Origin of the sequence: Arthrobacter sp. APC 3897, assembly GCF_030407495.1 — a bacterium.
GTDB lineage: Bacteria > Actinomycetota > Actinomycetes > Actinomycetales > Micrococcaceae > Arthrobacter_B.
Map to the genome: position 1 here is coordinate 78,974 of NZ_JASDDG010000007.1, position 25,781 is coordinate 104,754.

Annotated in this window: 23 protein-coding genes; 13 read left to right on the plus strand and 10 right to left on the minus strand. The window is 65.8% G+C overall.

The genetic code is table 11. From position 1 onward, the window contains the following. Window positions 1-102: 102 nt before the first annotated feature. Window positions 103-462 carry a metallopeptidase family protein gene (locus QMA10_RS05350; protein ID WP_290166825.1) on the plus strand — a complete coding sequence of 120 codons (360 nt, stop codon included), beginning with the start codon at window positions 103-105 and terminating at the stop codon, window positions 460-462. A 13-nt stretch (window positions 463-475) separates the two neighbouring features. Then, on the plus strand, window positions 476-1,405 hold the full coding sequence (locus QMA10_RS05355) for a cation diffusion facilitator family transporter (RefSeq protein ID WP_290166761.1): 930 nt from the start codon (window positions 476-478) through the stop codon (window positions 1,403-1,405). A 33-nt stretch (window positions 1,406-1,438) separates the two neighbouring features. On the opposite strand, the gene QMA10_RS05360 is transcribed toward QMA10_RS05355, so the two are convergent. Then, window positions 1,439-2,431, minus strand: a complete 993-nt coding sequence (locus QMA10_RS05360) for a universal stress protein (RefSeq protein WP_290166826.1) — start codon at window positions 2,429-2,431, stop codon at window positions 1,439-1,441. Window positions 2,432-2,714: 283 nt separating this feature from the next. Here QMA10_RS05360 and QMA10_RS05365 point away from each other — a divergent pair, with 283 nt between their 5' ends. Further along, complete coding sequence (locus QMA10_RS05365; protein WP_290166763.1) at window positions 2,715-3,368, plus strand: FAD-dependent monooxygenase; 654 nt, start codon at window positions 2,715-2,717, stop codon at window positions 3,366-3,368. Window positions 3,369-3,511: 143 nt separating this feature from the next. Beyond that, the gene (locus QMA10_RS05370) at window positions 3,512-4,942 is read left to right on the plus strand and encodes an NCS2 family permease (protein WP_290166765.1); all 1,431 of its coding nucleotides are present in this window, start codon (window positions 3,512-3,514) and stop codon (window positions 4,940-4,942) included. A gap of 83 nt (window positions 4,943-5,025) precedes the next feature. On the opposite strand, the gene QMA10_RS05375 is transcribed toward QMA10_RS05370, so the two are convergent. From QMA10_RS05375 to QMA10_RS05385, 3 genes are all read right to left on the minus strand, one after another. Next, window positions 5,026-5,895 (minus strand): fused MFS/spermidine synthase, encoded by an 870-nt coding sequence (locus tag QMA10_RS05375; protein ID WP_290166766.1) that lies wholly within the window; start codon window positions 5,893-5,895, stop codon window positions 5,026-5,028. Between the two features lie 120 nt (window positions 5,896-6,015). Continuing rightward, window positions 6,016-6,345, minus strand: a complete 330-nt coding sequence (locus QMA10_RS05380) for a thiamine-binding protein (protein WP_290166768.1) — start codon at window positions 6,343-6,345, stop codon at window positions 6,016-6,018. Between the two features lie 134 nt (window positions 6,346-6,479). Further along, window positions 6,480-8,030 (minus strand): amino acid permease, encoded by a 1,551-nt coding sequence (locus QMA10_RS05385; protein ID WP_290166770.1) that lies wholly within the window; start codon window positions 8,028-8,030, stop codon window positions 6,480-6,482. 264 nt (window positions 8,031-8,294) lie between these two features. Here QMA10_RS05385 and pta point away from each other — a divergent pair, with 264 nt between their 5' ends. The 4 genes from pta (at window position 8,295) to QMA10_RS05405 (ending at window position 13,474) form a co-directional block, all read left to right on the plus strand. Next, complete coding sequence (gene pta, locus QMA10_RS05390) at window positions 8,295-10,367, plus strand: phosphate acetyltransferase (RefSeq protein WP_290166772.1); 2,073 nt, start codon at window positions 8,295-8,297, stop codon at window positions 10,365-10,367. Continuing rightward, complete coding sequence (locus tag QMA10_RS05395; RefSeq protein ID WP_290166774.1) at window positions 10,367-11,524, plus strand: acetate kinase; 1,158 nt, start codon at window positions 10,367-10,369, stop codon at window positions 11,522-11,524. The genes pta and QMA10_RS05395 overlap by 1 nt, the downstream gene beginning before the upstream one ends. 110 nt (window positions 11,525-11,634) lie before the next feature. Then, window positions 11,635-12,144 (plus strand): hypothetical protein, encoded by a 510-nt coding sequence (locus tag QMA10_RS05400; RefSeq protein WP_290166776.1) that lies wholly within the window; start codon window positions 11,635-11,637, stop codon window positions 12,142-12,144. Between the two features lie 145 nt (window positions 12,145-12,289). After that, window positions 12,290-13,474 carry a zinc-dependent alcohol dehydrogenase gene (locus tag QMA10_RS05405; protein ID WP_290166778.1) on the plus strand — a complete coding sequence of 395 codons (1,185 nt, stop codon included), beginning with the start codon at window positions 12,290-12,292 and terminating at the stop codon, window positions 13,472-13,474. A gap of 55 nt (window positions 13,475-13,529) precedes the next feature. Here QMA10_RS05405 and QMA10_RS05410 read toward each other — a convergent pair whose 3' ends face one another. From QMA10_RS05410 to QMA10_RS05420, 3 genes are read right to left on the minus strand one after another with little or no spacing between them, the layout of a single operon-like run. Beyond that, window positions 13,530-14,045, minus strand: a complete 516-nt coding sequence (locus QMA10_RS05410) for a metallophosphoesterase (protein WP_290166780.1) — start codon at window positions 14,043-14,045, stop codon at window positions 13,530-13,532. 10 nt (window positions 14,046-14,055) lie between these two features. Next, entirely contained in the window at window positions 14,056-14,451 is a 396-nt protein-coding gene (locus tag QMA10_RS05415) for a DoxX family protein (RefSeq protein WP_290166782.1), read from the minus strand. Then, window positions 14,448-16,286 carry a glycoside hydrolase family 15 protein gene (locus QMA10_RS05420; protein WP_290166783.1) on the minus strand — a complete coding sequence of 613 codons (1,839 nt, stop codon included), beginning with the start codon at window positions 16,284-16,286 and terminating at the stop codon, window positions 14,448-14,450. Before QMA10_RS05420 ends, QMA10_RS05415 begins: the two co-directional genes overlap by 4 nt. 243 nt (window positions 16,287-16,529) lie before the next feature. On the opposite strand from QMA10_RS05420, the gene QMA10_RS05425 reads away from it, so the two are divergent. Then, window positions 16,530-17,786: a DUF445 domain-containing protein gene (locus tag QMA10_RS05425; RefSeq protein ID WP_290166785.1), complete on the plus strand. Its 1,257-nt coding sequence runs from the start codon at window positions 16,530-16,532 to the stop codon at window positions 17,784-17,786. Between the two features lie 548 nt (window positions 17,787-18,334). Here the strand turns inward: QMA10_RS05425 and QMA10_RS05430 are convergent. The 3 genes from QMA10_RS05430 to QMA10_RS05440 form a co-directional block, all read right to left on the minus strand. After that, complete coding sequence (locus QMA10_RS05430; RefSeq protein ID WP_290166827.1) at window positions 18,335-19,057, minus strand: hypothetical protein; 723 nt, start codon at window positions 19,055-19,057, stop codon at window positions 18,335-18,337. A gap of 186 nt (window positions 19,058-19,243) precedes the next feature. Next, complete coding sequence (locus QMA10_RS05435; protein ID WP_290166787.1) at window positions 19,244-19,510, minus strand: GlsB/YeaQ/YmgE family stress response membrane protein; 267 nt, start codon at window positions 19,508-19,510, stop codon at window positions 19,244-19,246. Between the two features lie 139 nt (window positions 19,511-19,649). After that, entirely contained in the window at window positions 19,650-20,306 is a 657-nt protein-coding gene (locus QMA10_RS05440) for a phospholipase (protein WP_290166789.1), read from the minus strand. 168 nt (window positions 20,307-20,474) lie between these two features. On the opposite strand from QMA10_RS05440, the gene QMA10_RS05445 reads away from it, so the two are divergent. The 4 genes from QMA10_RS05445 to QMA10_RS05460 are packed head-to-tail and all read left to right on the plus strand — an operon-like array spanning window position 20,475 to window position 25,764. Next, complete coding sequence (locus QMA10_RS05445; protein WP_290166828.1) at window positions 20,475-21,506, plus strand: 1-phosphofructokinase family hexose kinase; 1,032 nt, start codon at window positions 20,475-20,477, stop codon at window positions 21,504-21,506. Beyond that, window positions 21,506-23,686, plus strand: a complete 2,181-nt coding sequence (locus QMA10_RS05450) for a fructose-specific PTS transporter subunit EIIC (protein WP_290166791.1) — start codon at window positions 21,506-21,508, stop codon at window positions 23,684-23,686. Before QMA10_RS05445 ends, QMA10_RS05450 begins: the two co-directional genes overlap by 1 nt. A 33-nt stretch (window positions 23,687-23,719) precedes the next feature. After that, window positions 23,720-25,432: a phosphoenolpyruvate--protein phosphotransferase gene (gene ptsP / locus QMA10_RS05455; RefSeq protein WP_290166793.1), complete on the plus strand. Its 1,713-nt coding sequence runs from the start codon at window positions 23,720-23,722 to the stop codon at window positions 25,430-25,432. A gap of 56 nt (window positions 25,433-25,488) precedes the next feature. Further along, on the plus strand, window positions 25,489-25,764 hold the full coding sequence (locus tag QMA10_RS05460) for an HPr family phosphocarrier protein (protein ID WP_290166795.1): 276 nt from the start codon (window positions 25,489-25,491) through the stop codon (window positions 25,762-25,764). Window positions 25,765-25,781 lie beyond the last annotated feature (17 nt).

The following is a 25,781-nucleotide window of genomic DNA, read 5'->3' on the forward strand; positions in this document are numbered from 1 at the left end:
TGTGGACTCATAAAACTATAGGGCCTGTTTGGGAAAACAGCAAAACGGCCGTCGTAACGGACTGCAGACTGCCCCGCTAGAGTGGCTTAGGTGCCCATAGAGATGCTTCCCGAAGACTTCGAGGCCGCGGTGGATGACGCCATCGAGACCATCCCTGCGGACCTGGCCGCCGCCATGAACAACGTCGCCATCTTCATTGAGGACGAGTACGTGCCCGGCCCCGGAGAGGACCCCTCCACCGAGCTGCTGGGCCTGTACGAAGGCACTCCCCTGACAGAACGGGATTCCTGGTGGGATGCCGGTTCGCTGCCGGACCGCATCGTCATTTTCCGCGGCCCGCTGATGCGGATGTGTTCCTCCAGGGACGAGCTGGTCGATGAAATCCGCATCACGGTAATTCACGAAGTCGCCCACCACTTCGGCATTGACGACGGGCGCCTGCACGAACTCGGCTGGGGATAGTTAGCCTTAAGGCATGGGAGATCATCACGGCCACAGTCACGGACTGCCCGCAGGAACCGCCACGGGACGGCACCGCCGCAAACTGCTGATCGTTTTCCTGATCACCGTCAGTGTTGTCTTCCTCCAAGTAGCCGGCGCCCTGCTCTCCGGCTCCCTGGCTTTGCTGGCCGATGCCGGCCACATGCTCTCGGACGCCGCCGGTGTTTCCATCGCGCTGCTGGCCGCCTGGATCGCCACCCGGCCTGCCACCAAGCGGCGCACCTACGGCTATCAGCGTGCCGAAGTCCTCGCCGCCCTCGCCAACGCCGTGCTGCTGATCGTCATTGCCGCCGTCATTTTTGTTGAGGCGATCCGCCGCTTTGGATCGGAACCCGAAGTGCACACGGGCCTCATGCTCGGTGCCGCGGTTGTGGGCGGACTGGCCAATCTCGCGTCCCTGCTGGTGCTGCAGAGCGGCCGCAAAGAGAGCCTGAACGTGCGCGGCGCCTATCTGGAGGTCCTGGGCGACCTGCTGGGATCGGCAGCAGTGGTGGTATCCGCCGTCGTCATCATGCTCACGGGTTACCAGCAGGCCGATACCTGGGCGTCCATCCTGATTGCCCTGATGATCCTGCCGCGGGCGTGGTCACTGCTGAAGGAAGTCATCGATGTCCTGCTTGAGGCCACCCCGCAGGGCGTGGACACCGAAATGATCCGGGACCACATTGTGCGGGTGGACGGCATCTCCGATGCGCATGACATCCATATCTGGACCATCACCTCCGGTGTTCCGGTGTTCTCCGCGCACGTGGTGGTGGACGACGACCACCTCACCTCGGAGCGGATGGACCAGCTGCTGGACCGGCTGACCACCTGCCTCAGCGACCACTTTGACACCAAGCACTGCACGTTCCAGCTGGAGCCGGCCACGCACGCCGTCCACGAGGGGCAGCAGCACGCCTGACCCCGGGGAATCGGGTCCCGGGCCCGGACACGGCTACTCCTGCGGAAGGGACCCGAAGCTCGCCCGGTCCGCGAGGCGGGGATCTTCGTGATCGGGAACCACCATCACCGGACCCTTGGCATGATGCAGCACGCTTTGGCTGGTGGAGCCCATCAGCATGCCGGCGAAGCCGCCGCGCCCGCGCGTCCCCATGACGAGCAGCTCCACGTCCGCCGTCCGGTCGATCATGATCTCCGCCGGAGGGCCGTCAAGGAGCTGCACGGACATCGGCAGGTCCGGGAAGTGGCTTTGCAGCCAGGCCTGGCCTGCACGCAGCTGCTCAGAGATCTCCTCGTGCAGGGCCTCCAGGTCCAGCGGGGCGGGGACCCAGGCCAGGGAACCGCTGAAGGGCGGCAGGGCGCAGAGAATCTGCAGCGGCAACCCGCGGCTCATGGCCTGCTCAGCGGCAACGAGGGACGCCGCACGCCCTTGTTCGGAGCCGTCCACGCCCACCACCACCACGTCCTCGACGGTCTGCATGGTCGGCGAGCCGGACGGCGGCCGGACCCCGGCTTCGGGGAGCCGTCCCGCCGTGCGCAGAGGCACCACCACCGTAGGGCATTTGGCGTGTGCGGGCAGTGCGCTGGAGACCGAACCCAGCAGGCGCCCCACGAACCCCCCGCGGCCCCGGGACCCCACCACCATGAGGTCCGCTTCCTCGGACAGTTCCAGCAGGACGGCGGACGCGTCTCCGGTTTCGACCCGCGGAAAAACCTCGATGCTGTACCGGCTGATACGCTCCAGGGCCTTGTCCAGGACGGACTGAGCCCCCTCACGGATGATGGCGTCATCCATGGTCGAGTAGCCGGCATCCATGGAGGAGGCGGCAAAGATGGGCACGGTATACGCAGTGATGACGTGCAGCGGGCTTCTGCGCCGCTGCGCCTCCTTGGCCGCCCACACCAGGGCACACAGGCTCTGGTCAGAGCCGTCCACACCCACCACGATGCCCGGTGACGACTCCAGGCCGCTGTCTTCGCTCCACATTGAACTGCTCACAGTCCGCCCCTCTCGCTCCACGCACGGCTGCCGGCGCCCCTGGGGACGGCCGCCACAGCACGGCTTTAGTTCGGTAGCCTACCGTGCCTCGGCGCGGAGAGTGACGGCTGGCGAAACACACCAAAAGAGGCACTGCACGGTACCGCCAAAGATGGATATGCTTCGGGGCATCACAACCGGAAAACCTGCCCGCATCCGTCCGGGGCGGGCATCTGCGGAACCGGAAGAGGCGCCGGAGCCGCAGCCTGATCTACGTCAGGAGGTTGCCTCGGTGGTAAATACAGCGGCCCGCAGGGTGAACGGCACATCAACGGCAGTACTCCGGGAGGCGGGAATCCACACGGAGGTGACCGCCGCCGTCGTCATCGGCAGCGGACTGACCGGCCTTGCCGTGGTGAGCGAATTGAACCGCCGGGGTGTTGAGTCCGTTGTCCTGGACCGGCTCCGGCAGGACAGCCAGCCGGCCCATGCGCCGGTTGCGGATGCCGCCGGACTGCCGGGGCGGGCCGAGCTGATCCGCCTGCTGCACGGTTACGCGACGGGCCATGCGTTGGATATCCGCCGAGGCACTGTTGTCCAGACGGTGAGCCTGCTGCATGGATCCGGAATTCCAGCGCCTGTAACCGGGGAGGCCGTCAAGTGGGCGGTCCGCACTCCCGACGGCATACTGCTGACCGATGCCGTGGTGCTGGCCGGCTGCGGGCGCCCGGCCGCGCTCATGCTGCTCCGCTCACTCGGATTTGCTGCCGGAGCGGAACAGCACAGGGCGCTGCGCAGTGCGGGACTCTATCTGGTGGGCGCGTGGCAAGGAGTTGCTTCCCCGATCCGCGAACTGGTCCGCCAAGCCAAGCAAGCGGGACAGGAAGTGGCGCAGCGCGGCGCTGCTCTTGAACGTTTCCCCGGGGCTTGGACCGGCAGCGCTTAGTTCCAGCCCGGGCGGACGCGATTAATCTCACGTTACGGGCCCTCTGCTCCAATACGTCCTCGCCCCTCATGCGGTCAATGGTGCGCGATAAGATCGAATGGCGGGATTTCCCCTACCAGCCATCACCATCCAGAGGAAGCGTCATGCTCAAACAAGGTTCAAAGCTGGACCGGTACTTTGAAATCTCCAAGAGGGGTTCGTCCGTCTCCCGCGAAGTCCGGGGTGGACTGGCCACATTCTTCGCCATGAGCTACATCGTGGTACTCAATCCGCTGATCCTCGGCGGCCAGGACGGCGTAGGCAATACGCTGGCCGGTCCCGCCGTTGCAGCTGCAACGGCCCTCGTGGCCGGCGTTCTGACCATCCTCATGGGAGCCTGGGCCAAACATCCGTTTGCGCTCGCCACCGGACTTGGCGTCAACGCCTTCGTCGCCGCAACGGTCGCAACCAATCCGGGCCTGACCTGGCCCGACGTCATGGGCCTGGTCCTGCTTTCCGGTGTAACCATGTTCATCCTGGTCCTGACCGGTTTCCGGACCGCGGTCTTCAGGGCCGTTCCCGCGAGCCTCAAGACGGCGATCGTCGTCGGCATCGGCATGTTCATTGCTCTGCTGGGCTTTGTGAACGCCGGCTTTGTCCGCCGCATCCCCGATGCGGCCGGCACCACCGTTCCGCTGGAACTGGGCACCGGGGGCCAGCTGCTGGGCTGGCCGAGCCTGGTCTTCGTCTTTGGCCTGATCGTGACGATCGTCCTGATGTCCCGCAACGTCAGGGGCGCCATCCTCATTGGCATCGTGGCCTCCACCATCCTCGCCGTGATCATCGAGATGGTCGCGTCCCCCGGCTCCCAGGGCGCCGGCGTCGAAACCGGCTGGTCGCTGGTCACCCCGAGCATGCCGCAGTGGGCGGCCCCTGATCTGTCCCTGCTGGGCCAAGTCAGCGTCTTTGGTTCCTTCCAGACGCTTGGTGTTGTGGCTGCGTCGCTGCTGACCTTCGTGATCCTGCTGAGCATCTTCTTCGACGCGATGGGCACCATGGTGGGCCTGGCGTCCGCCGCCGGATCCGCGGATAAGGACGGCAACATCCCGAACGTGGACCGCGTGCTCCTGGTCGATGCCGCCGGCGCAGTAGCTGGCGGTGCCGCGGGTGTTTCCTCCAATCAGATCTTCGTGGAATCCGGCTCCGGCATCGCTGAAGGCGCCCGCACCGGCCTGTCCTCCGTGGTGACCGGCCTGCTCTTCATCGTCGCCATGTTCCTGACGCCGCTCATTTACCTGGTGCCGTTTGAGGCTGTCGCCCCCGCACTGGTGGTGGTGGGTTTCCTCATGGTGTCCCAGGTCGGCAAGATCGACTGGAGCGACATGGGGCTGGCCATCCCCTCGTTCCTGACGATTGTCCTGATGCCGTTCACGTACTCCATCGCCACCGGTCTGGGCGCCGGGTTCGTGACTTTCGCCGTGATCCGCCTCTTCCAGGGCCGCGGCAAGGAAGTCCACCCGCTGATGTATGTGGTGGCCGCAGCCTTCGTGGTGTTCTTCTCCGTGGGAGCAATCTCCTCAGCCCTCGGGGTCTAGCGCAAACCGGTAGAAACCCAAAAGGCCGCCCGCGGTGCACTGCGCACCGCGGGCGGCCTTTTCGCTGCTGAATCCGAAAGCCGTCAGGTTGCCTGGTCATCCGTCAGGGGCCGGGTGCCGGCAGCAAAAGCGCGCACCTGGGCGTCATCCCACAGATGGGCCGGAACGCCGCCGCCCAGCAGAGTCCGCGGCAGCGACGGGTGCCCGGCAAACGGTGCGTCGCTGCCGGCAATGATCATGTTGCCGTAGCGCCGGCCCTTGAGCATCGCGGGATCGGCGACGACTGCGGTATGGGCAAACACCCGGCACACGGCTGCGGCTTCGCGGCGGGCTCCGCGCAGGTCCGGAGTGTCACCGCAGTTGATGATGTAGAGCCCGCCCGGAGCCAGCACCCGCGCTGCCTGTGCGGTGAATTCCACCGTGGTGAGGCGTTCCGGGGTCTTGGCTCCTGCGAAGACGTCGCGGATTACCAGGTCCCGGCTGTCGTCATGCAGCGTCTCGGTGACCTCGCGCGCTTCGCCCACGCGCAGCCGCATCAGGGGTGCGCGCGGCAGATCAAACCAGGCACGCACCAGCTCGGCGAGCCTGCCGTCCAGTTCCACCACTACCTGGCGTGCGTTGGGGAACCCGGCGGCAAAGTAACGGGCCATGGAGCACGCCGCTCCACCCAGGTGCAGGGCACGCAGCTTTGCATCGGCTGCCCAGTGGGTATCGACCAGCGCAGCGATCCACCGCATGTATTCAAAGTCCAGCCGGCGCGGATCGGCGAGGTCGATGTGGGAGCTGTGCACGCCGTTGACCATCAGGATCCACCCTTGGGGGTCGAACTGATCCGGGACCAGTTCGCAGGTTCCGGTGTCCACGGGGTAGGTTCCGGCCACCGGGCCGCCCGTAGGCGCATCGCCTGCATTCGCCGGGTTTGCGGGGGTCTTCCCGGGCCGCTGGCGGCCCATCAGGCAACCGTTCCAAGGGCCGGGGTGGTCCGGAGGGAACTGGTCGACGCCGTCAGGCCGGGGGTATTGGTCATACTCCCAGTTTAAGTGCCTCAGGGACCGCTCCCGGTGCCCGTTCCCTCAGGAGCGTTCCAGCGCCGCTTCCAGCCGCTCAACCTTGCCGGTGAGTTCGCCGGTATGGCCGGGCCGGATGTCGGCCTTGAGCACCAGGGACACACGGCTGCCGTAGCGGCCTACCGCTTCCGTGGCCCGGCGGACCACTTCCATCACCTGGTCCCACTCCCCTTCAAGGGTGGTGAACATGGCATCGGTGTGATTGGGAAGGCCGGACTCGCGCACAATACGGACTGCCGCGGCAACGGCGTCGTGCACCGATGCATCGGCCGCCGCGGAACCCGCAGGCGTATCCGGTCCAACACCGGAGGGGGCTACTGAGAAAGCAACTAACATGCTGCCCAGTCTGCCACCGGCGCACCGGAACGCAAGCCCGCGCGCCCCGGGAAGGGAAAGGCGGCCTGCCCGTCACCGGGCGGGCCGCCTCAGGCGGGAGCAGGTCAGGCGGGAGTAGCTCAGGCGGGAGTAGCTCAGGCCTCCGGAGCTGCGGAACGCGCTTCGCGTTCCAGCCGGTCGGCGCGCTCGTCCCGTTCCATCTGCCGGATGTCGGCAAACTTCTCATTCAGCCGAGAATTCCGCTGGCCGTACGCGAAGTAGAACAGGAAGCCGATCAGGAGCCACACCACAAAGTAGATCCACGTTTCCACAGCCAGGTTAGCCATCAGATACAGGCACAGGAGGGCCGAGAGAACGGGCAGCACCGGGCCGAACGGCACCCGGAACGCTGGATTGAGGTCCGGGCGCTTGCGCCGCAGCACCAGCACACCGAGGCTAACCACCACAAAGGCGGAGAGCGTGCCGATGTTGATCATTTCCTCCAGCACGTCCACCTGCGTGAACCCGGCCACCAGGGCAACCAGGGTGCCGCAGAGAATCTGCAGGCGGGCGGGCGTGGCGTGCTTGTCGCTGGTGCGGGAAAGGGAACGCGGGAGCAGGCCGTCGCGGCTCATGGCCAGCACCACGCGGGCCAGCCCCATGAGCAGCACCATGATCACAGTGGTGAGGCCGATCAGCGAGCCGATGGCAATCACCTGCGCCGCCCAGGTGTTGCCCACCAGACTGAACGCGGTTGCAAGGTTCGGCGCTTCCGCGGCCGCCAGGTCGGTGTAGGAAACCATGCCGGTCAGGGCCAGAGATACACCGATGTACAGCAGAGTGACCACTGCCAGCCCGGCGAAAATGCCGCGCGGCAGGGTCTTGCCCGGGTTCTTCACTTCCTCGGCGGAGGTGGCAACGACGTCGAACCCGATGAAGGCGAAGAAGACAATGGCCGCTCCGGCGAAGACACCGAGCATGCCGTACTGGGCGGGCGCCGCACCGGTCAGGAAGGAGAACAGCGACTGCTGCATGACGTCCTGGGTCCCGGTTCCCCCAGTGGGGACGGACTCCGGGATGAAGGGCGTGTAGTTCTCAGCCTTGACGTAGAAGAAACCGGCGACGATGACGAAGAGAACCACACCGATCTTGATCAGCGTGAACACGTTGCTGACCTGGGCGGACAGCTTGGTGCCCATCACCAGCAGCACGGTGAACACCGCAACGATCAGCAGCGGACCCCAGGTGAGATCCACCGGGCCAAGGTCAATGGTGGCTGGAATGTCCAGGCCGAGCAGCCGGAACACCTCACTGAGGTAGATGCCCCAGTACTTGGCAATCACCGCCGCGGCGGTGAACAATTCCAGAATCAGGTTCCAGCCGATAATCCAGGCCACCAGCTCGCCCATCGTGGCATAGGTGAAGACGTAGGCTGAGCCGGCCACGGGGATGGCGGTGGCGAACTCGGCGTAGCACATGATCGCCAGGGCACAGGTGAGTGCGGCGAGGACGAAAGACAGGGTCACTGCCGGACCGGAGAAATCGGCGGCCGCCTTGGCGCCCACCGAGAAAATGCCGGCACCCACGGCCACTGCCACACCCATGATCATCAGATCCCAGGTGGTCAGCGACCGTTTTAGTCTCCGCCCCGGCTCGTCGGCATCCGCTAGGGAATCCTCAATGGGTTTGGTTCGGAAGAGACTCACGGTGGTCCTTGTACTCGGGTATTCGTAAAACTGACCGACCAATCGTAGGCCGCCGGCCAATAGTCTCCAGTTTAATCCCACATCCTGAGACGTAACAGTTCACCGCAGGGCGGGGACAGCCCCGCGACGGGCCCCGAAGCCCTGTCCGCTAGCCACTGCCGGGTGCGTTTGGGAGGATAGTGGGGTGTTGCTCATCACACCTCCCGCCGGGTTCAGGAGGCGGGGCGGCGGCACGGCCCTTCACCCCAGAGATCGGACACCACCATGGCCCACGGAATCTATGTCAGCGCCATGACCCCGGGATCCGGCAAGTCCCTGGTCACCCTGGGACTGGCCGACATGCTGCTGCGCCATGCGGACAGGATCGGGTTTTTCCGTCCGATCGTTGAGGGACCGGAACCGGCACAGGATCCCATGGTGCGGCTGATGCAGCGCAAGTTCAACCTGACCTCCGAGACCAGCCGGGGCGGGCTCACCCGCCGCGAGGTCCGCTCCCTGCTTGTGGCAGGCGAACGCGGCGAAGTGGACTCCCGGTGCCTGACGATCTACAACGAGGTTGCTGCCCACTGCGACGTGGTGATTATCGAGGGCACCGATCTCTCAGGGCACGACGTCGCCCTTGAGTTTGTCCTGAACGCCCGCCTGGCGAACAACCTGGGCGCTGTGGTGCTGGCGGTTGTCAACGGGCGGGAGATGACGGTGCCGGAGACGGCCGATGCGGTGGACGTGGCCAGGCGCGAGCTGCACGATGCCCACTGTGACCTCCTGGCCATGATGGTCAACCGGGCGGAGCCGGATGACGTCGATGCCGTCCGCACCGCGGTGCGTCCCGGCGCTTCCGGGCGGCCGGTCTACGTCATGCCCGAGTTGAACGAGATTTCGCAGCCCTCCATGTCTGAGGTGGCCAAGGCTCTGGGCGCACGCCAGGTGGCCGGAAGCTCGTCGCTGGAGCGCGACGTCGTTGGCATCAAAGTGGCCGCCATGACCGTGGGGAACTTCATTTCCCAGTTGGAGCACGGAAATCTGGTTATCGCCCCCAGCGACCGGGCCGATGTCATGGTGGCCGGGCTTGCCTCCGCCGTGTCGCCGGAGTTTCCGGTTCCCAGCGGCATGGTGCTGACCGGCGGCCTGCCCATCGATGCAGGCATCCTGGCACTGCTGTCGCAGGCTCCGTTCCCGGTTTTCGCCGTCGACGACGACACCTACACGGCCGCCCGCAAGGTCAGCCGGGTGCGCGGCGAGATAGCTTCCGGCCAGCGCAGGAAGGTTGCCGCCGCCCTCGGAGTGTGGACCCGCCATGTGGATGAACAGGAACTTCTGGAGCGTCTGGAGCTGCCCCGTCCGGAGAAGACCACGCCGCTGCGTTTCCTGAACCAGCTAATCGTGCGTGCCCGCGCACAACGCAAGCACATTGTCCTGCCGGAGGGCCTGGACGCCCGGGTGCTCCGCGCCGCCGAGATCCTGCAGCGCAGGGACGTGTGCGCCCTGACCATCCTGGGACCGGAGGGCCAGGTGCGGGAACTGGCGGCCAGCGAAGGCGTTGACCTCAGCAGCATCACCATCATCAACCCGGCAACCAGCGGGCTGCGGGACGATTTTGCGCGCGAATACGCGGTCCTCCGCGCCAAAAAGGGAGTGACCCTGGAGGACGCCCGTGAACGCATGCTTCACGGGGCATACTTCGGAACCATGATGGTCCAGCTGGGACGGGTGGACGGAATGGTCTCCGGAGCCGCCCACACCACTGCCAACACCATCCGCCCGGCGCTGGAATTCATCCGCACCAAGGAGGGAGTGGATATTGTCTCCTCGGTCTTCCTCATGCTGCTGCAGGACCGGGTGCTGGTGTACGGGGACTGCGCCGTCAACCCGGAACCGGATGCCAGGCAGCTGGCGGACATCGCCCTGGCCTCCGCGGACACGGCCGCCCGCTTCGGAGTGACACCCCGGGTGGCCATGCTCTCCTATTCCACCGGCGCGTCAGGACACGGAGAGTCGGTGGAAATGGTCCGCGAGGCCACCGAACTGGTCCGCAGCCGCCGGCCGGATCTGCCGGTGGAAGGACCCATCCAGTACGACGCCGCGGTGGACGCCACCACGGCCGCCTCCAAGCTCCCCGGGTCCAGCGTGGCAGGCCAGGCCACCGTGTTCATTTTTCCGGATCTCAACACCGGCAACAACACCTACAAGGCGGTGCAGCAGTCCGCCGGGGCGGTGGCCGTGGGGCCGATCCTGCAGGGGCTGCGGAAACCGGTCAATGACCTTTCCCGCGGCTGCACGGTCGAAGACATCGTGAACACCGTGGCCATCACCGCGGTTCAGGCACAGGAGGACTAATGCTGGTACTGGTTATCAATTCCGGATCCTCGTCCCTGAAATACCAGGTACGGGACACCTCCAGCGGTGAACTGCTGGTCAAGGGCATCATCGATCGGATCGGTGAAGAGGCCGTGCCGGACCACGGAGCCGCCCTGGAGGAACTTGCCCGCCGCCTGCCCGAGGCCCTCGACGGACGTCAGGTTGACGCCGTCGGGCACCGGGTGGTCCACGGCGGCGAGCGCTTCAGCGAACCGGTGCTGATCGACAACGAAATTGTCCGGTCCATTGAGCGCCTCAGCCCTCTGGCGCCCCTGCACAATCCGGCCAGCGCCCGCGGGATCCGCGCCGTGCATGACAAGTGGCCCGACATCCCGCAGGTGGCCGTCTTCGACACCGCTTTTCACCGCACCCTGCCCGAGCACGCCTGGCGCTACGCCCTGCCCGACAGCCTGTACCGCAGGTACGGCATTCGCCGGTACGGCTTCCATGGAACCAGCTACGGTTATGTGGCTCCGGAGGCAGCGCGCTTCCTGGGCATCAAACCGGAGGAGTTCGACGCCGTGATCGCCCACCTCGGCAACGGCGCCTCCGTCGCCGCCATCAAGGACGGCCGCAGCATCGACACTTCCATGGGATTCACCCCGCTGGAAGGACTCGTCATGGGCACGCGCAGCGGCGATGTTGATCCGTCCATCCTTGTGTTCCTCCTCCGGGAAGGCTACGACGCCGACACCCTCGACAACCTGCTGAACCGGGAATCCGGCCTCCTTGCCCTGGGCGGAGCCTCGGATATGCGGACCCTGGAGGACGCGGCGGCGGCCGGGAACACCACGGCGGCCACTGCACTGGAGGTGGCCGCCTACCGGCTCGCCAAGTACATCGGCGCCTACCACGTCGCGGTGGGCGGCGCTCAGGCCCTGGTGTTCACCGCCGGGATTGGAGAAAACTCCCCCGTATTCCGCGAGCTGACCCTGGACCGGCTCGGTGCTTTGGGCATCACCCTGGACCGTGACGCAAACCAGCGGCGCGAACCTGGGGTACGGCTGATCAGCGGCACGGATTCAGCCGTACCGGTACTGGTGGTGCCCACTGACGAAGAAGAAGCCATTGCCGAAGCAACAGCTGAAACCGTGGTCCGGAACAGTGCCGCACCCGAGGGCACCGGCTCCAATTAGCAGGTGCCGGACCCGTAACCGCAGATAGGGGCAGACAGACCGTCTCACGTGGGATAACGTCGGTTACCCGGTTAAGCAGACGCCGCCATTACAAGCGTGCGGAGGATTCGATGCTGAGCGAATCATTGGAACAGTCCTCAACCGGACACGGCCTGCGGGTCCTGGTGCGAATCGATACGCAGCAGCGCCTGGCCTGCCTGGAAGTCCGGGGCTGCCTGACCGCTTCCACATACGGCACGCTGATGAACATCCTGACCCACACCGGAGCCCTGGGAGCCGCCGTCCGGGTGAATCTTGCGAGGGCCGAACATGTGGAAAGCGCCGCACTGTCCCGGCTGCGCGCCGGTGCTGACGACGCCGTGGAAGCCGGCATCCGGTCCGGACCGGCAGGCGGAGACCAGTCCGCGGCAGCAGGCGGCGCCGCCCACCCGGTGGAGATCATTGCTCCGCCCAGCCTTCCCGTGTGCCGCCTGGGAGCGGAACCCGCACCGTGCGCCGAACCCTCAGGACGCGCACTGACCAATGAGGAAGCCCTGGACATGGCCTTCCTCCGGCGTGACCCCCGCGCCCTGGCGAATCCTGCGGCCCGCAGCGGCGTCCGGCCCTTCAGCACCCCCTAGGCCTGCTCGAGGCCCCTGGACTGCTCGAAGCAGCATCCCGCCGCTGACGAGGTTACGCGTGCCGCATTTTGTCAGCACCCTTACTATTTGCCACAATGGGTGAACGCACAACAAGCATCCGGAGCAATTAGCAGGAGGTTGGCACGTGAGAGCAGTTACATGGCAGGGAAAAGAGTCCGTCAGCGTAGAGACCGTCGCGGATCCGGTGATTCAGGAACCTACTGACGCCATCATCCGGGTCACCTCCACCGCAGTCTGCGGTTCGGACCTTCACCTCTACGGTGTCCTGACGCCCTACATGAAGCCGGGCGACATCCTCGGCCACGAAACCATGGGGGTCGTGGAAGAAGTTGGCTCCGCCGTCACCACTCTGCAGAAGGGTGACCGCGTGGTCATTCCCTTCCAGATTGCCTGCGGCAGCTGCTTTATGTGCCGCCAGGGCCTGCAGACGCAGTGTGAGGTCACACAGGTCCGCGAAATGGGCTCCGGCGCCGCCCTCTTCGGGTTCTCCGAACTGTACGGCTCCGTTCCCGGCGGACAAGCGGAATACCTGCGGGTTCCGCTGGCCGACTACAACCCGATCAAGGTGGGCACCGAACTCCCGGACCACCGGTACCTGTTCCTGTCCGACATCCTGCCCACCGCCTGGCAGGGAGTCCAGTACGCGAATGTGCCCGACGGCGGCACCCTCGCCGTTTACGGCCTGGGCCCGGTGGGACAGTTCGCAGCCCGCATCGGCACCCATTTGGGCTACCGGGTCATAGGCGTGGATCCGGTTGAGGAACGGCGTAAGCTCGCTTCCCAGTACGGCGTGGAGACCGTGGATCTGCACAAGGAGGTTGCCGACGAGCTCCGCAGCATGACGGACGGCCGCGGACCCGACTCCGTAGTGGACGCCGTCGGCATGGAAGCCCACGGCTCCCCCGCAGGCAAGGCCGCGCAGACCGCTGTGGGCCTGCTCCCTGACAAGCTTGCGCAGAAGGCCATGGAAACTGCCGGAACGGACCGGCTTTCAGCCCTGCACGGGGCGCTCGACGCGGTACGCCGCGGCGGCACCGTCTCCCTGAGCGGCGTGTACGGCGGCACGGCCAGCCCCATGCCCCTGATGAACATGTTCGACAAGCAGCTGAACCTGCGCATGGGCCAGTGCAACGTCAAGCGCTGGACCGATGACCTGATGCCGCTGGTCGAGGATTCAGCCGATCCGCTGGGAGTCACCAACCTGGTGACCCACCAGGTATCCCTCGAAGAAGCACCGGAGCTGTACGAGAAGTTCCAGAAGAAGGAAGACGGCTGCATCAAGGTTGTCTTCCAGCCCGGAAGCAACTAAGCATTTTCCGCCGCTGCCCCGCCGTCCGCTTTTTCGGATTGGCGGGGCAGCGCTTTTAACGGGCCGGTTTGCGCGGCGGGAGCCGCACCAGCTCTGAGCTGACGGCTGCTCCGTCAACACAAACGCGCAGGTAGGTGCAGAACGGCTGGCGGCGCCGGTCGGTGGGTGAGCCGGGGTTCAGCAGCCGCATCCCTGCCGGGGTCACCGTGTCCCAGGGAATGTGGCTGTGCCCGAAGACCAGGAGATCAGTGTCCGGAAACTGCTCATCCATGCGCTTTTCCCGCCCCGCGGCAGGGCCCGTCTCGTGAATGACCGCCAGCCGCACGTGCTCAACCGTGGCTGCGGCAATCAGCGGCAGCCGCTCCGGCAGCGCACCGCCGTCGTTATTGCCGTAGCAGGCAATCAGCCTGCGGGAGCGCTGCAGCATCTCGTCCAGCGCGTCTTCGCTCACCCAGTCCCCGGCGTGGACCACGGCATCTGCCGCTTCAATGTCCGCCCACAGCTGGGCCGGCAGTTCCCGCGCCCGCTTGGGCAGATGCGTGTCGGACAGCACCAGGAGATTTGTTGCCATCTCTCAGGTCCTAGCCCCGCAGGCTCCAGGCCCAGCGGATCAGGGGCAGCTGCAGGGGCAGCCGGGCCAGGTGGATGGCCTTCTGGCGGTCCGAGCCGCGCGGCCCGAAGGCACGCTGCAGCGCGCTGAGATGTCCGGCGATGAAGGCGATGTACATCAGGGTGGTTCCGGTGGCGGCGGCCCGGCGGGTGGCCGGCAGCAGCAAACCGGCGGCGGCGGCAAACTCCAGCACGCCGCTGAGGTGGGTCCATTGCCGACGGGTCAGCACCCCGTACTGCCCGTCCGTATCCGTGCTGATGCTGCGGGGAACCACGGCGTTGTAGAACTTCGGATTGCGGAAATGATTGACGGCGCTGACGGACAGCAGCGCCGCCATGGCGGCTGCTGAGGAACTGTGGCGGTTCATCTGCTTCTTTCGGTGGGGTGGGAGCTGCCGGAAGATCCGGCAGGAGCATCCGGCAGCGGGGCTGCACTGTTCAGCGCGTCCGCAGCGCGGACCAGCGCAAGGTGGGAAAAAGCCTGCGGAAAGTTTCCGGCCATCGTGTGGTGCACCGGGTCGTATTCCTCGCTGAGCAGGCCCAACTCGTTGGAGTATGCCACCAATTGGTCCATCAATGCGCGCGCCTCCCCGGACCGTCCAGTGGCGGCATACTGCTCAACAAGCCAGAAACTGCAGGCCAGAAAGGGGTTGTCCCCGGGCTCCAGACCGTCAACCCTGCTTTGCGTGGCATAACGCAGCAGCAGTCCGGAGCCGGTGCGCAGGTCCTGCTCAATCCGGGCCACCGTGCCCAGCATGCGTTCGTCGTCGTAGGCCAGGAAGCCAACCTGGGGCAGCTGCAGCAGGGCTGCATCCACTTCCCTGCTGCCGTAATACTGGGTGAAGGAATTCAGCTCTTTGTTGAAGCCGTGGTTCAGGATCTCCTCGCGCAGCCCGTCCCTCAGGGCGTCCCACAGTTCCACCGGACCGTCCAGGCCGTGGGACCGGACCGCGGCGGCGGCCCGGTCAAACGCCGCCCACATCATGACCCGGGAATGGATGAAGTGCCGGGGCTCTCCCCGCATTTCCCAGATTCCGTGGTCCTTGTCTTCGAGGTGTCGCTCCAGGAAGGTCATCAGCGCCCGCTGCAGAGGCCAGGAAAAATTGTCCTCCGCCACGCCGGCGTCCCGCAGCCGGGCCAGGGCAACCATCACCTCGCCGACGACGTCACCCTGGTACTGGGACACCGCCCCGTTGCCCACCCGCACCGGAACGGAGCCTTCATACCCGGCGAACTGGGGCAGGATGCGTTCGGGAAGTTCACGGGCACCGTCGACCGCATACATGATCTGCAGATCCTCCGGGTCACCGGCCACCGCCCGCAGCAGCCAGTTGCGCCAGTGCAGGGCCTCGTCCGCGTAGCCGTGACCCAGCATGGCCTCGAGCGTCAGCGCCGCGTCACGGAGCCAGCAGTAGCGGTAATCCCAGTTGCGCTCCCCGCCCGCAACCTCCGGAAGCGAGGTGGTGGGAGCCGCCACGATCCCGCCGGTGGTTTCATGCGTCAGCGCGCGCAGCACCAGCAGCGAGCGCTGGACGGGTCCAACATACAGCTGCGCAGGGTCGCAGTGATCCGCCCATTTCTCCCAGTACTCGGTGGTGGACGCCAGGGCGGTTTCGATGTCCGTCAGCCGGGGCACTTCCAAGTGGGAGGGATACCAGGTCAGTTCCATGTCCACACGCTCGCCGGCAGCCACCGTAAAGCGGCCAACATGCTTGTGGTCCTCGGCCCGGGGCAGGTTGTCCCCGCGCAGGACCAGCGCATTCGGTCCGGCTACGGCCAGCAGCCGTTCCCCGTGCGGATCGGGGTCACGGCGCATCCACGGCAGGACGGTTCCGTAGTTGAAGCGCACTTCCAGCTCCTGGCGCATGTCCACGGTCCCGCTGATTCCCTCCACCCTGCGCACAATCGACGCCCTGTCGTCACCCACCGGCATGAATTCGGTGACCAGCGCGCTGCCGGTGTCCGTGGCCCAGTGAGTCTGCAGGATGAAGGTGGGTCCGAGATAGCTTCGGCTGACAACAGCGGCATCCGCCTCGGGAGCCAGCAGCCACCGGCCGTGGTCTTCGGTCCCCAGCATTGCGCCGAAGACGGACGCCGAATCGAACCTGGGAAGGCACAGCCAGTCAATGCTTCCGCGGCGGGAAATCAGGGCGCCGGTATGCAGGTCCGACACCAGCGCGTAATCCTCAATGGGGGAGGCCATGGGCCCACTCAATCACACAGCCGTCATCCCTCCCAGCATGTCCGGCACGGGGCGGCGTTTGCCGGGACGGCACCTTGCACAGCAGACTGATTACATTGGCTGGACGGTTCCTGCCGCGGCATCCAACCGGCCCGCAGCATACGAACCGGCACAAGCACGAGGAGCGGTATTGCTTTTGTCTTCGATTACATCTTCGGTTCCCTGCCCCGCGAACACGAGCAGCGACGGAAACGGAGCCTCGGCATGAGCCTGCCGGTACTGGATGATGCGCAGCGGGCGGCGGGCCTGCGCCGGATGAAAATGGTGGCCACCGGCCTGCTGGTGGTCCTTGCCGTCATCTTCGTCTTCTCCTTTGCCCTGCAGGAACGCTATCCGTGGCTGCAGTATGTCCGGGCAGCGGCCGAGGGCGGCATGGTGGGTGCCCTGGCGGACTGGTTTGCGGTCACCGCGCTCTTCAAGCACCCCATGGGCGTGAAGATTCCGCACACCGCCATCATTCCGCGCAAGAAGGACCAGATTGGCGCCTCGCTGGGCCAGTTCGTGGAGAGCAACTTCCTCTCCGAAGAGGTCATCACGCAAAAACTGGGCTCCATGGAACTGGCGCAAAAGGCGGGCGCCTGGCTGGAACGCCCGGAAAGCGCGGCCCGCGTGGCCACTGAGGGCTCCGCGGCCATCCGCGGCATCCTGCGGGTCCTGGACGACGACGCCGTCAAGACCGTTCTGGAGTCCATGTTCCGCCGGCATGTGGTGGATCCGCCCTGGGGTCCGCCCATGGGCCGGGTGGCCGAACGCGTCTTTGAGGAAGGCCACCACCACCAGCTGGTCAACCTCGTGGTGGACAGCATCAACGACTGGGTGGCCGCGAACCCGGATGTCATCTCCGAGCTCGTGGCGCAGCGGTCCCCCTCCTGGGTCCCCTCCTTCGTGGATGACCTGGTGGGCGACCGGGTGCAGGTGGAGGTGGGACGCTTCCTGCGGGCTGTGCAGGAAGACGAGAACCATGAGATGCGCCGGGCCCTGGACAACTACCTCAAGGGACTGGCCCGGGACCTGCAGGAGGATCCCGCCGTCATGGCCAAGGCCGATGCGATCAAGGAACAGGTCCTGGATGATCCCCGGGTACAGCAGCTGATCACGCAGACGTGGGCCACCATCAAGAACGCCCTGACCACTGCCGTGGATGACCCGGACAGTGAGCTGACCCGGAACTTCAAGGCTGCAGTGCAGGACTTTGGACACCGTTTGGCCACCGACTCCGAGCTCGCCGCAAAGGTGAACACGTGGATCGCCGACGCCGCCGGCTATCTGGTGAAAACCTACAGCAGTGACATCGCCGGCGTGATCACCGAGACGGTTGAGCACTGGGACGCCCGGGAGACGTCCGAGAAGATTGAACTGCAGGTGGGCAAGGACCTGCAGTTCATCCGAATCAACGGCACAGTGGTGGGGTCCCTTGCGGGCCTGGCCATCTTCACCGTGGCCCACGCGGTCTTCGGCTAGGACCGGAGTCCGAGGACGGCTGGCGGGTTTCGGCGGGGACCCGGCCCGCTAGGACTGATCCGGCGTCTGCTGCAGGTCCCCGGCCAGGACGTTGGCATCGGCGTGGGTGGTTGAACGAACGAGGAATCTCCGGGCGGGATGTGGATTGTCTAAGGAACCGCGCCGTGGCCACCGGCTGACCGGCAGGTCTTCACCAGCAACGCCCAGTGTGCGGATCAGGGCCTCAAACTCGCTGAACCCGGTGATTTGGACTCGCCGTCTGAGAATGATTCGCCGGGTGGAGACCTCTCTGGTACAGGTAACGGGCCCATACGTCCCCCATGAGCCCGTTATCTGTTCTACGGACGTGAGCCGGGCGGCCGGGCGCCCGGTACCTGTTCAACGGACGTTAACCATGGACCCGGACCAACCGGCACGGCGCCGGCACACAACAACGGCGGGTGCCGGCTCCCGAGGGAACCCGCACCCGCCGACGTCATTCCGGGCCGACAACCGTCCGAAGCAAACGCTGCAAGGGCGAAAAGCCCTGCCAACGGCCCGCCTGTCCGTTAGGGATTCTCCGGAGCCTGCTGCAGATCCTCGGCCAGTTCGCCGCTGATCGTGTCGGGTGCGGGCCCAAAGGCACGCCGGGCGGCCTTGATGACACCCTTGCCCATGGCATGGTTTCCGGCTCCGCCCACCACCGCCCCCACCCCCAGAGGCAGCGCGCGTCCGAGCATGGCCGTTCCCTGCCGGGCAACAACACGCTTCATGAACTGCTTCCGGATGGAGGATCCAACGGATCCCATCAGGCCCGACGGCATGCCGCCCAGTGAGCCGGCCCAAGGCTTGGCTCCGCGCCCGGCCACGGACTGCATCATGGCAGTTCCTTCTTCACCCAGCATGATGGCCATGACCATGGTCCGCGAGCGTTCCGGATCCGAGAGATGCACGCCGTGCAGCTCGGCTACCGACTGTGCGTAGAGGGCCGTTGCCTCAAGGAATCCCACAGTAGCCGCCGCGGAGAGCCCCAGAGCCGCCACGGTGCCGATGGCGGGGACAACGGCGGTGGCACCGACGGCGGCTCCCCCGCCGGTCACGGTGTTCAGGTAGTGCTTCTCCACGATGGACACCAGCTCCGCCGGTGTCGCCTGGGGATTCTTGCGCTGCAGTCTTCTGATGTTCGCGAGCACCAGGGGGCGCTGGACCTCCACGGCCCGTTCCATGGCCCGGAGCACCGAGGCCTTAGGAGTTCCGTCCTTCTCGAAGACGGTTCCCCCGGCAGCCTTCATGGCACGGTTGGATAGAAAACCCACGGCAACGCTCCTTTTGAAACTGGCGGGCCGGCGCAGGGCACCGGGCGGGTTAAGCCTACGTGAGGCAGGTACGGAAAAAGCGGGACCGGCGAAAGAATCCGCCGGTCCCGCTTTTTCCTGCAGTCTGCTGCAGAACTCCGTGCCGAAGCACGGACTCATCAACTAGGCGCGGCTGCTCTTGCGAGTAACGAAGCCGTAGATGACGAGGACGATGATGGAGCCGATGATGGCTACGAGCCACGTCTGGATGGACCAGAAGGTATCCAGCGGAACGCCGAAGACAGCGCCGCCGATCCAGCCACCGAGGAGAGCGCCGATGACACCGAGGACCAGAGTGGCGATCCAGCCGCCGCCCTGACGGCCCGGAAGGATAGCCTTTGCGATTGCACCGGCGATAAGACCCAGAATAAGGAAAGCAATGAAACCCATGATGTACTCCTTGCTGTGTGAACGAGTGATGATTTCGTTGTTTTACCGAGCGACCTGTGGGCCGCGCTTTCCTCCACTGTACTTCATAAGCATGCTTAGGCTGTAGTCGGAAGAGATTTTCCTCAGTGGGCTTTTGATGTTAGGCCCTATTGTTTTCCTTGTTATCCAGCGGGCTTCGCGGTACATAACTGCGGAGAAAGACGTTCACGTCGCGGATCTCATCCGACCCGATGTTATGACCCATCCCGGGGTAAGTACGGGCAGTTAATGCAGTATTTCCCTCCAGCCAATTCCGGGTATTGACAATGGCGTCTTCATTGATCACCCAGTCCTCCCGGTCGCGCCCCCAAAAATACGGCACCGGCACCGGCAGCGGTTCCGCCATGGCCAGCAGCTCGTTCTCGGTTACGAATCCGGACAGGCCTACGACGGCGCTGAATCTGCGCGGCCGCAGCCGCAGCAGCGTGGTGGCCATCGCCATTCCCTGGGAAAAACCGAGCAGCGAGACGCCGCTGAAGGACCCCTCGGTCATGGTCCGGTCCAGCCAGGTGAAAATCCCCGTGGCAGCCTCCAGCACATCAGCGGTGTCGGACTGCAGATAGGGATCGAGCAGGAACCAGCCGTGGCTGTCCCCCACGGGAAAGGTCCCGCGCAGCGCTGCCGATGTGATGCCCCGGGGAATCGAGGGAAAGAGGCGCGCCATACTGTGTTCGTCGGTTCCGTATCCGTGCAGCATCACCAGAAGGTGGGTGCCCGGACGGGCTTCGGGCGGAGCAGACCACAGGACATTGTGCATTCCCTCACCCTAATGCGGAGGGTTCCGTTTGTACTTGCGGGCAGCACTGTCAGCGCCCGGCATTGCAATCACCGATCAACCTAAATAGCGTTGGTTCAGCACACCGGGCGTGGCACTCGCCACAACCGAAGGTGATGCAGATTGCGGGTGCCCATGCCGAAACCACACATAGTTGTCACCCTCACCGCCAATCCCAGCCTGGACCGCACGGTCGAGCTGCCCGGGACGTTGGTCCGCGGGGCAGTGCAGAGGGCCGCCGCCATCAGTCAGGACCCCGGAGGAAAAGGCGTCAATGTGTCCCGTGCCCTGACAGCCTCGGGAGCGGATTCGGTTGCGGTGCTGCCCGGCGCAGACAATGACCCGGTCATGGCCGGGTTGCGCGGAGCAGGTGTCAGGTACGCCAATCTTCCCATCGCTTCCGCCGTGCGCAGCAACATCACGCTGACTGAACCTGACGGAACCACAACCAAAATCAATGTTCCCGGACCGCTCCTGGCTGCTTCGGAGCAGGAGTCTCTGATCAGCCTTGTGGTCGCCACGTGCGCGGAAGGCGACGGCGGCTCCCCTGCGTCGTGGCTGGTACTGGCCGGATCCCTTCCTCCCGGTGCATCCCCGGACCTGTATGCACTCGTGTCCTCGGCTGTCCGCAGCCGCCTCGGGGATGCGGCACCGCGGATTGCCATCGATTCGTCGGGCCCGCCGCTGCTGGAGGCCCTGATGCACGGCGCCGGACCCGATCTGCTCAAACCCAACGCGGAGGAGCTGGCCGAAGTGACCGGCATTGGATCCGAAGCTGAGCTGGAAGCGGATTCTGCCCTGGCAGTCGCAGCGGCCCGCAGCCTCATCTCCAGAGGCGTCGGAGCAGTCCTCGCGACCCTCGGCCCCAAGGGCGCCCTGCTCGTCACTCCTGAAGGAGCCTGGCAGGCAACCCGGCCTCCGGTCGAGGCGCGGTCCACCGTGGGCGCCGGGGATTCCTCGCTGGCCGGATATCTGCTGGCCAATGTCGGCGGAGCCCCGCCTCCGGACTGCCTCCGCCAGGCCGTAGCACACGGCGCGGCAGCGGCGTCGCTGCCGGGTACCACCGTTCCCACACTGGCACAGACCGAACCCGGCGCTGTCACGGTGAGGGAGATATCCGTCCCCGCCGGCGCGCCCGGCGTCGAATTCACTCAGGCTGCACCCACCAAGGAGGAAGACTAATGTCGGATCTCATTACGCCGGAGCTGGTCACCCTCGACCAGAATCTGGGGAGCGAACGGTCCGAGGTGATCCGCCATCTGGTCCGGCAAGTTGTCTCTGCAGGCCGCGCCACAGACTTTGACGGACTGTATTCGGACGCCATGGCCCGGGAATCCAAGACAGCAACGGGTGTTCCCGGCGGCATTGCCATTCCACACTGCCGTTCCTCTGCAGTCACCAAGGCAACGCTGGCCATGGCCCGCATCAATCCAGCGGTGGACTGGGGCGCCAAGGACGGTCCCGCCGATATCGTGTTCTTCATCGCAGCCCCAGAAGGCGCTGACCAGGAACACCTGCAGCTGCTGTCAAAGCTGGCACGGTCCCTGATCAAAAAGAACTTCACCAGCGCGCTGCGCACGGCGTCCTCCCCGCAGGAGATCGTGGACCTCGTGGATGGTGCGCTGGGCCTGGGGCCGGTGCCGGACTCGCAGTCGCCGGGCGCCGCTTCGGAGTCCGCGAATGCGGCACCCAACACCGGTGCCAGCGCCGCCGGCACGGGCAGCCCCCACACCTCGGGGTCCGCTGCAGCCGGAGCAGGCTCCGCCGGATCGGGCGGCGCCCGCCCTGCGGGTGCACCGGCTGCGGAACCCGCGGCCGGAAGCGGTGCTGCACACGCGGCCGGGGACGGCGGGGAAACCCGCCATTTGGTGGCAGTCACCGCGTGCCCCACCGGCATCGCGCACACCTACATGGCGGCAGATTCACTGGCAGCGGCGGCTGCCGAGCGGGGAATTGACCTGCAGGTGGAAACGCAGGGTTCCGCCGGCTCAACTCCTCTGGATCCGTCGGTCATCCGCAACGCGGAGGCTGTCATCTTCGCCACCGATGTCGATGTCCGGGACAAGGGCCGGTTTGCCGGCCTGCCCGTGGTGGCCGGCCCGGTCAAACGGGGCATCGACGAACCGGGTGTCATGATCGATGAAGCCCTGGCGGCAGCCAAGGATCCCAACGCACGGCGGGTTGCCGGCGGCGGGGGCGGAGGCGAGGAACGGGATTCGCAAAGCAGCGGCGAGGGCGGCGGCTTCGGCAGCCAGCTCAAGCGGGCACTGCTAACCGGCGTCAGCTACATGATTCCGTTCGTGGCCGGCGGCGGCCTGCTCATTGCCCTGGGCTTCCTGCTCGGTGGCTATGAGCTCTCGCTGTCCGACGATGACGGCACCCTGACCGGTGACATCATCCTGGACGGCGGCACGCTCTTCAACCCGGGCGAGCAGGGCCTGCTGACCTATCTCGGTGCGGTCTTCTGGAAGATCGGCAACCTGTCACTGGCCTTCCTGGTACCCGCACTGGCCGGCTACATTGCCTACGCCCTGGCTGACCGGCCGGGCATCGCCCCGGGCTTTACCGCCGGTTCGGTGGCCCTCTTCATGGATGCCGGATTCCTCGGCGGCCTGGTTGGCGGCCTGCTCGCCGGCTACGTTGCACGGTGGGTCGGCAGCTGGTCGGTGCCTTCCTGGCTCCGCGGCCTCATGCCCGTAGTGATCATTCCGCTCATCAGCTCGCTCATAGCTTCCGGATTGATGATCCTTGTCCTGGGCGGCCCCATAGCCGCCCTGACCCAGGCCCTGAATGACTGGCTGTACGGCCTCAGCGGGGTGACCGCCATTGTGCTGGGCATCATTCTGGGACTCATGATGGGATCGGACCTCGGCGGACCCATCAACAAGGTGGCCTACGCGTTTGCAGTGGCCGGGCTCGGCGAAGGAAGCTTCGAAAACCAGGCACCCTGGCAGATCATGGCCGCGGTCATGGCCGCCGGCATGGTTCCGCCGCTGGGCATGGCCCTGGCAACAGTATTGGACAAACAGCAGTTCACAATGGCTCTGCGGGAGAACGGCAAAGCTGCCTGGCTGCTCGGCGCCGCCTTCATCTCCGAGGGCGCCATTCCGTTTGCCGCTGCAGATCCCTTCCGCGTCATTCCGTCCTGCATGGTGGGTGGAGCCGTTGCCGGCGCCATCTGCATGGGCACCGGCGTGACGTCACAGGCCCCGCACGGCGGAATCTTCGTGTTCTTCGCCATTGGCAACATCCTGATGTTCATTGTGGCTATCCTCGCGGGCATGGTGGCTTCAGGATTGATCTACGTGGCGCTCAAGCGCTGGACAGCTCCCAAGCGCGCAGAGGAGCCCGTCATTGCCTAACAGCCCACGACCCACACACAGAGAGGCACACTGATGCGGACCATCAAGGGAATCGGAGTGAGTGCCGGGCGGGTGCTTGGCCCTGCGCTGCGGATGCCGCCTCCGGTGCCTGAGCCCGAAGCTGATGCCAGGTTCGGAGCAGACAGCACGGTGGACGGCGAAAAGGCCCGGCTGAAGGACGCCGCAGAAGATGTCCGGGAAGACCTGCGCCACCGGGCGGAAACAGCCAGCGGCGATGCCAAGGCTGTGCTGGATGCAACTGCCATGATGGCCACCGACCCCATGCTGCTGAAGGCTGCCGGAAAACACATCAATGCCGGCATGGCAGCAGAGCGCGCCATATGGGAGGCCGGGCTCGAAGTTGCGGCAATGCTGCAAAGCCTGGGCGGTTACATGGCTGAGCGCACCCAGGACGTCCTGGATGTCCGTGCCCGTATCGTGGCTGAGCTGGATGGACTTCCGGCACCCGGGATCCCCGCGTCCGACACTCCGTTCATTCTGGTCGCCGAGGAACTGGCCCCGGCCGACACTGCCACCCTGGACCCCGCCAAGGTGATTGGCCTTGTGACCTCCGGCGGCGGGCCGCAGTCCCATACCGCCATCCTGGCGCGCGCCCTGGGGCTGCCTGCCGTGGTGGGAGCTGCGGGTTCCGATTCCCTCAGCGACGGCACCGAGCTCTACGTAGACGGGGCAACCGGAACCGTGGTGGCGGAGCCTGGCAGTTCGGAGCGGGAAGCCGCTGCCAAATATGCATCACGGGTTTCCCTGCCGCCCTTCAGCGGAACGGGCGCGACGTCGGACGGTCACCGTGTTCCCCTCCTCGCTAACGTGGGTTCCGGCAAGGACGCCAAATCCGCCGCAGCGGCCGGCGCGGAGGGCATCGGCCTGCTGCGGACCGAATTCTGCTTCCTGGGCCGTGATTCGGAGCCAGGCCAAGAGGAACAGGTCGCGGCGTACGGGGCAGTTTTTGAGGCTTTTCCGGGCCGAAAAGTGGTGGTCCGTACGCTGGACGCCGGTGCGGACAAGCCACTGCCGTTCCTGACCGATACCACCGAACCCAATCCGGCACTCGGCGTCCGGGGCTTCCGTACCGACAGGTCCTCCCCAGGCGTCCTCGGCCGCCAGCTGGAAGCAATTGCGATAGCGGCGGGCGCCCATGAAGCTGATGTGTGGGTCATGGCCCCCATGATTTCCACCGCCGAGGAAGCTGCGGATTTTGCCGTGATGTGCACCGGGGCGGGACTCACGATGCCCGGAGTGATGATCGAGGTTCCGGCCGCCGCCCTCATGGCGGAAGCCGTCCTTTCCCGGGTCAGGTTTGCTTCGCTGGGCACTAATGACCTCACGCAGTACACCATGGCCGCGGACCGTCAGCTCGGCACCCTGGCCACACTTAATGATCCCTGGCAGCCCGCGGTGCTGCAGCTGATCCGCCGAACGGTTGAGGGCGCGCGTGCGGCGGAAGCGGCAATCGAGCCCGGCCTGTCCCCCTCCGGAACCAAGAATGTGGGCGTCTGCGGTGAGGCGGCGGCAGATCCGGCCCTCGCCGTCGTGCTGACAGGACTGGGAGTGAACACACTGTCCATGACGCCGCGGGCGCTCGCTTCCGTAGGAGCCGTCCTGGCCACCGTTTCCCTCGCCGAGGCGCAGGAGCTGGCCTCAGTCGCCCTGGACGCGCACACTGCGGCAGAGGCGCGTACCGCGGTCCGCAGCCGGCTTCCCGTCCTGGACGAGCTGGGCCTGTAACGTGTCCCCCTCATCCACCCACGCCTACTGAGAGTACAAACGGAAGGAAACACACCATGCCGGAAAGAAAAGCCACCATCGCCAGCAGAGTTGGCCTGCACGCCCGTCCCGCCTCCATCTTCGCGGAGGCCGCCGCAGCCCAGCCTGTCGACGTGACCATTGCCATGGAGGGGGAACCCGCCGACGAAGCTCTGGACGCCGCCAGCATGCTGTCGCTCATGTCTCTGGGTGCTTCCAACGGCGACGTTGTGGTGCTGCGCGCCGAGGGTGAGGGTGCCGATGAGGCGCTCGACGCCCTGGTCAAAATCCTGGAAACGGATCTCGACGCATAAAAGGCAGCCGGACAACA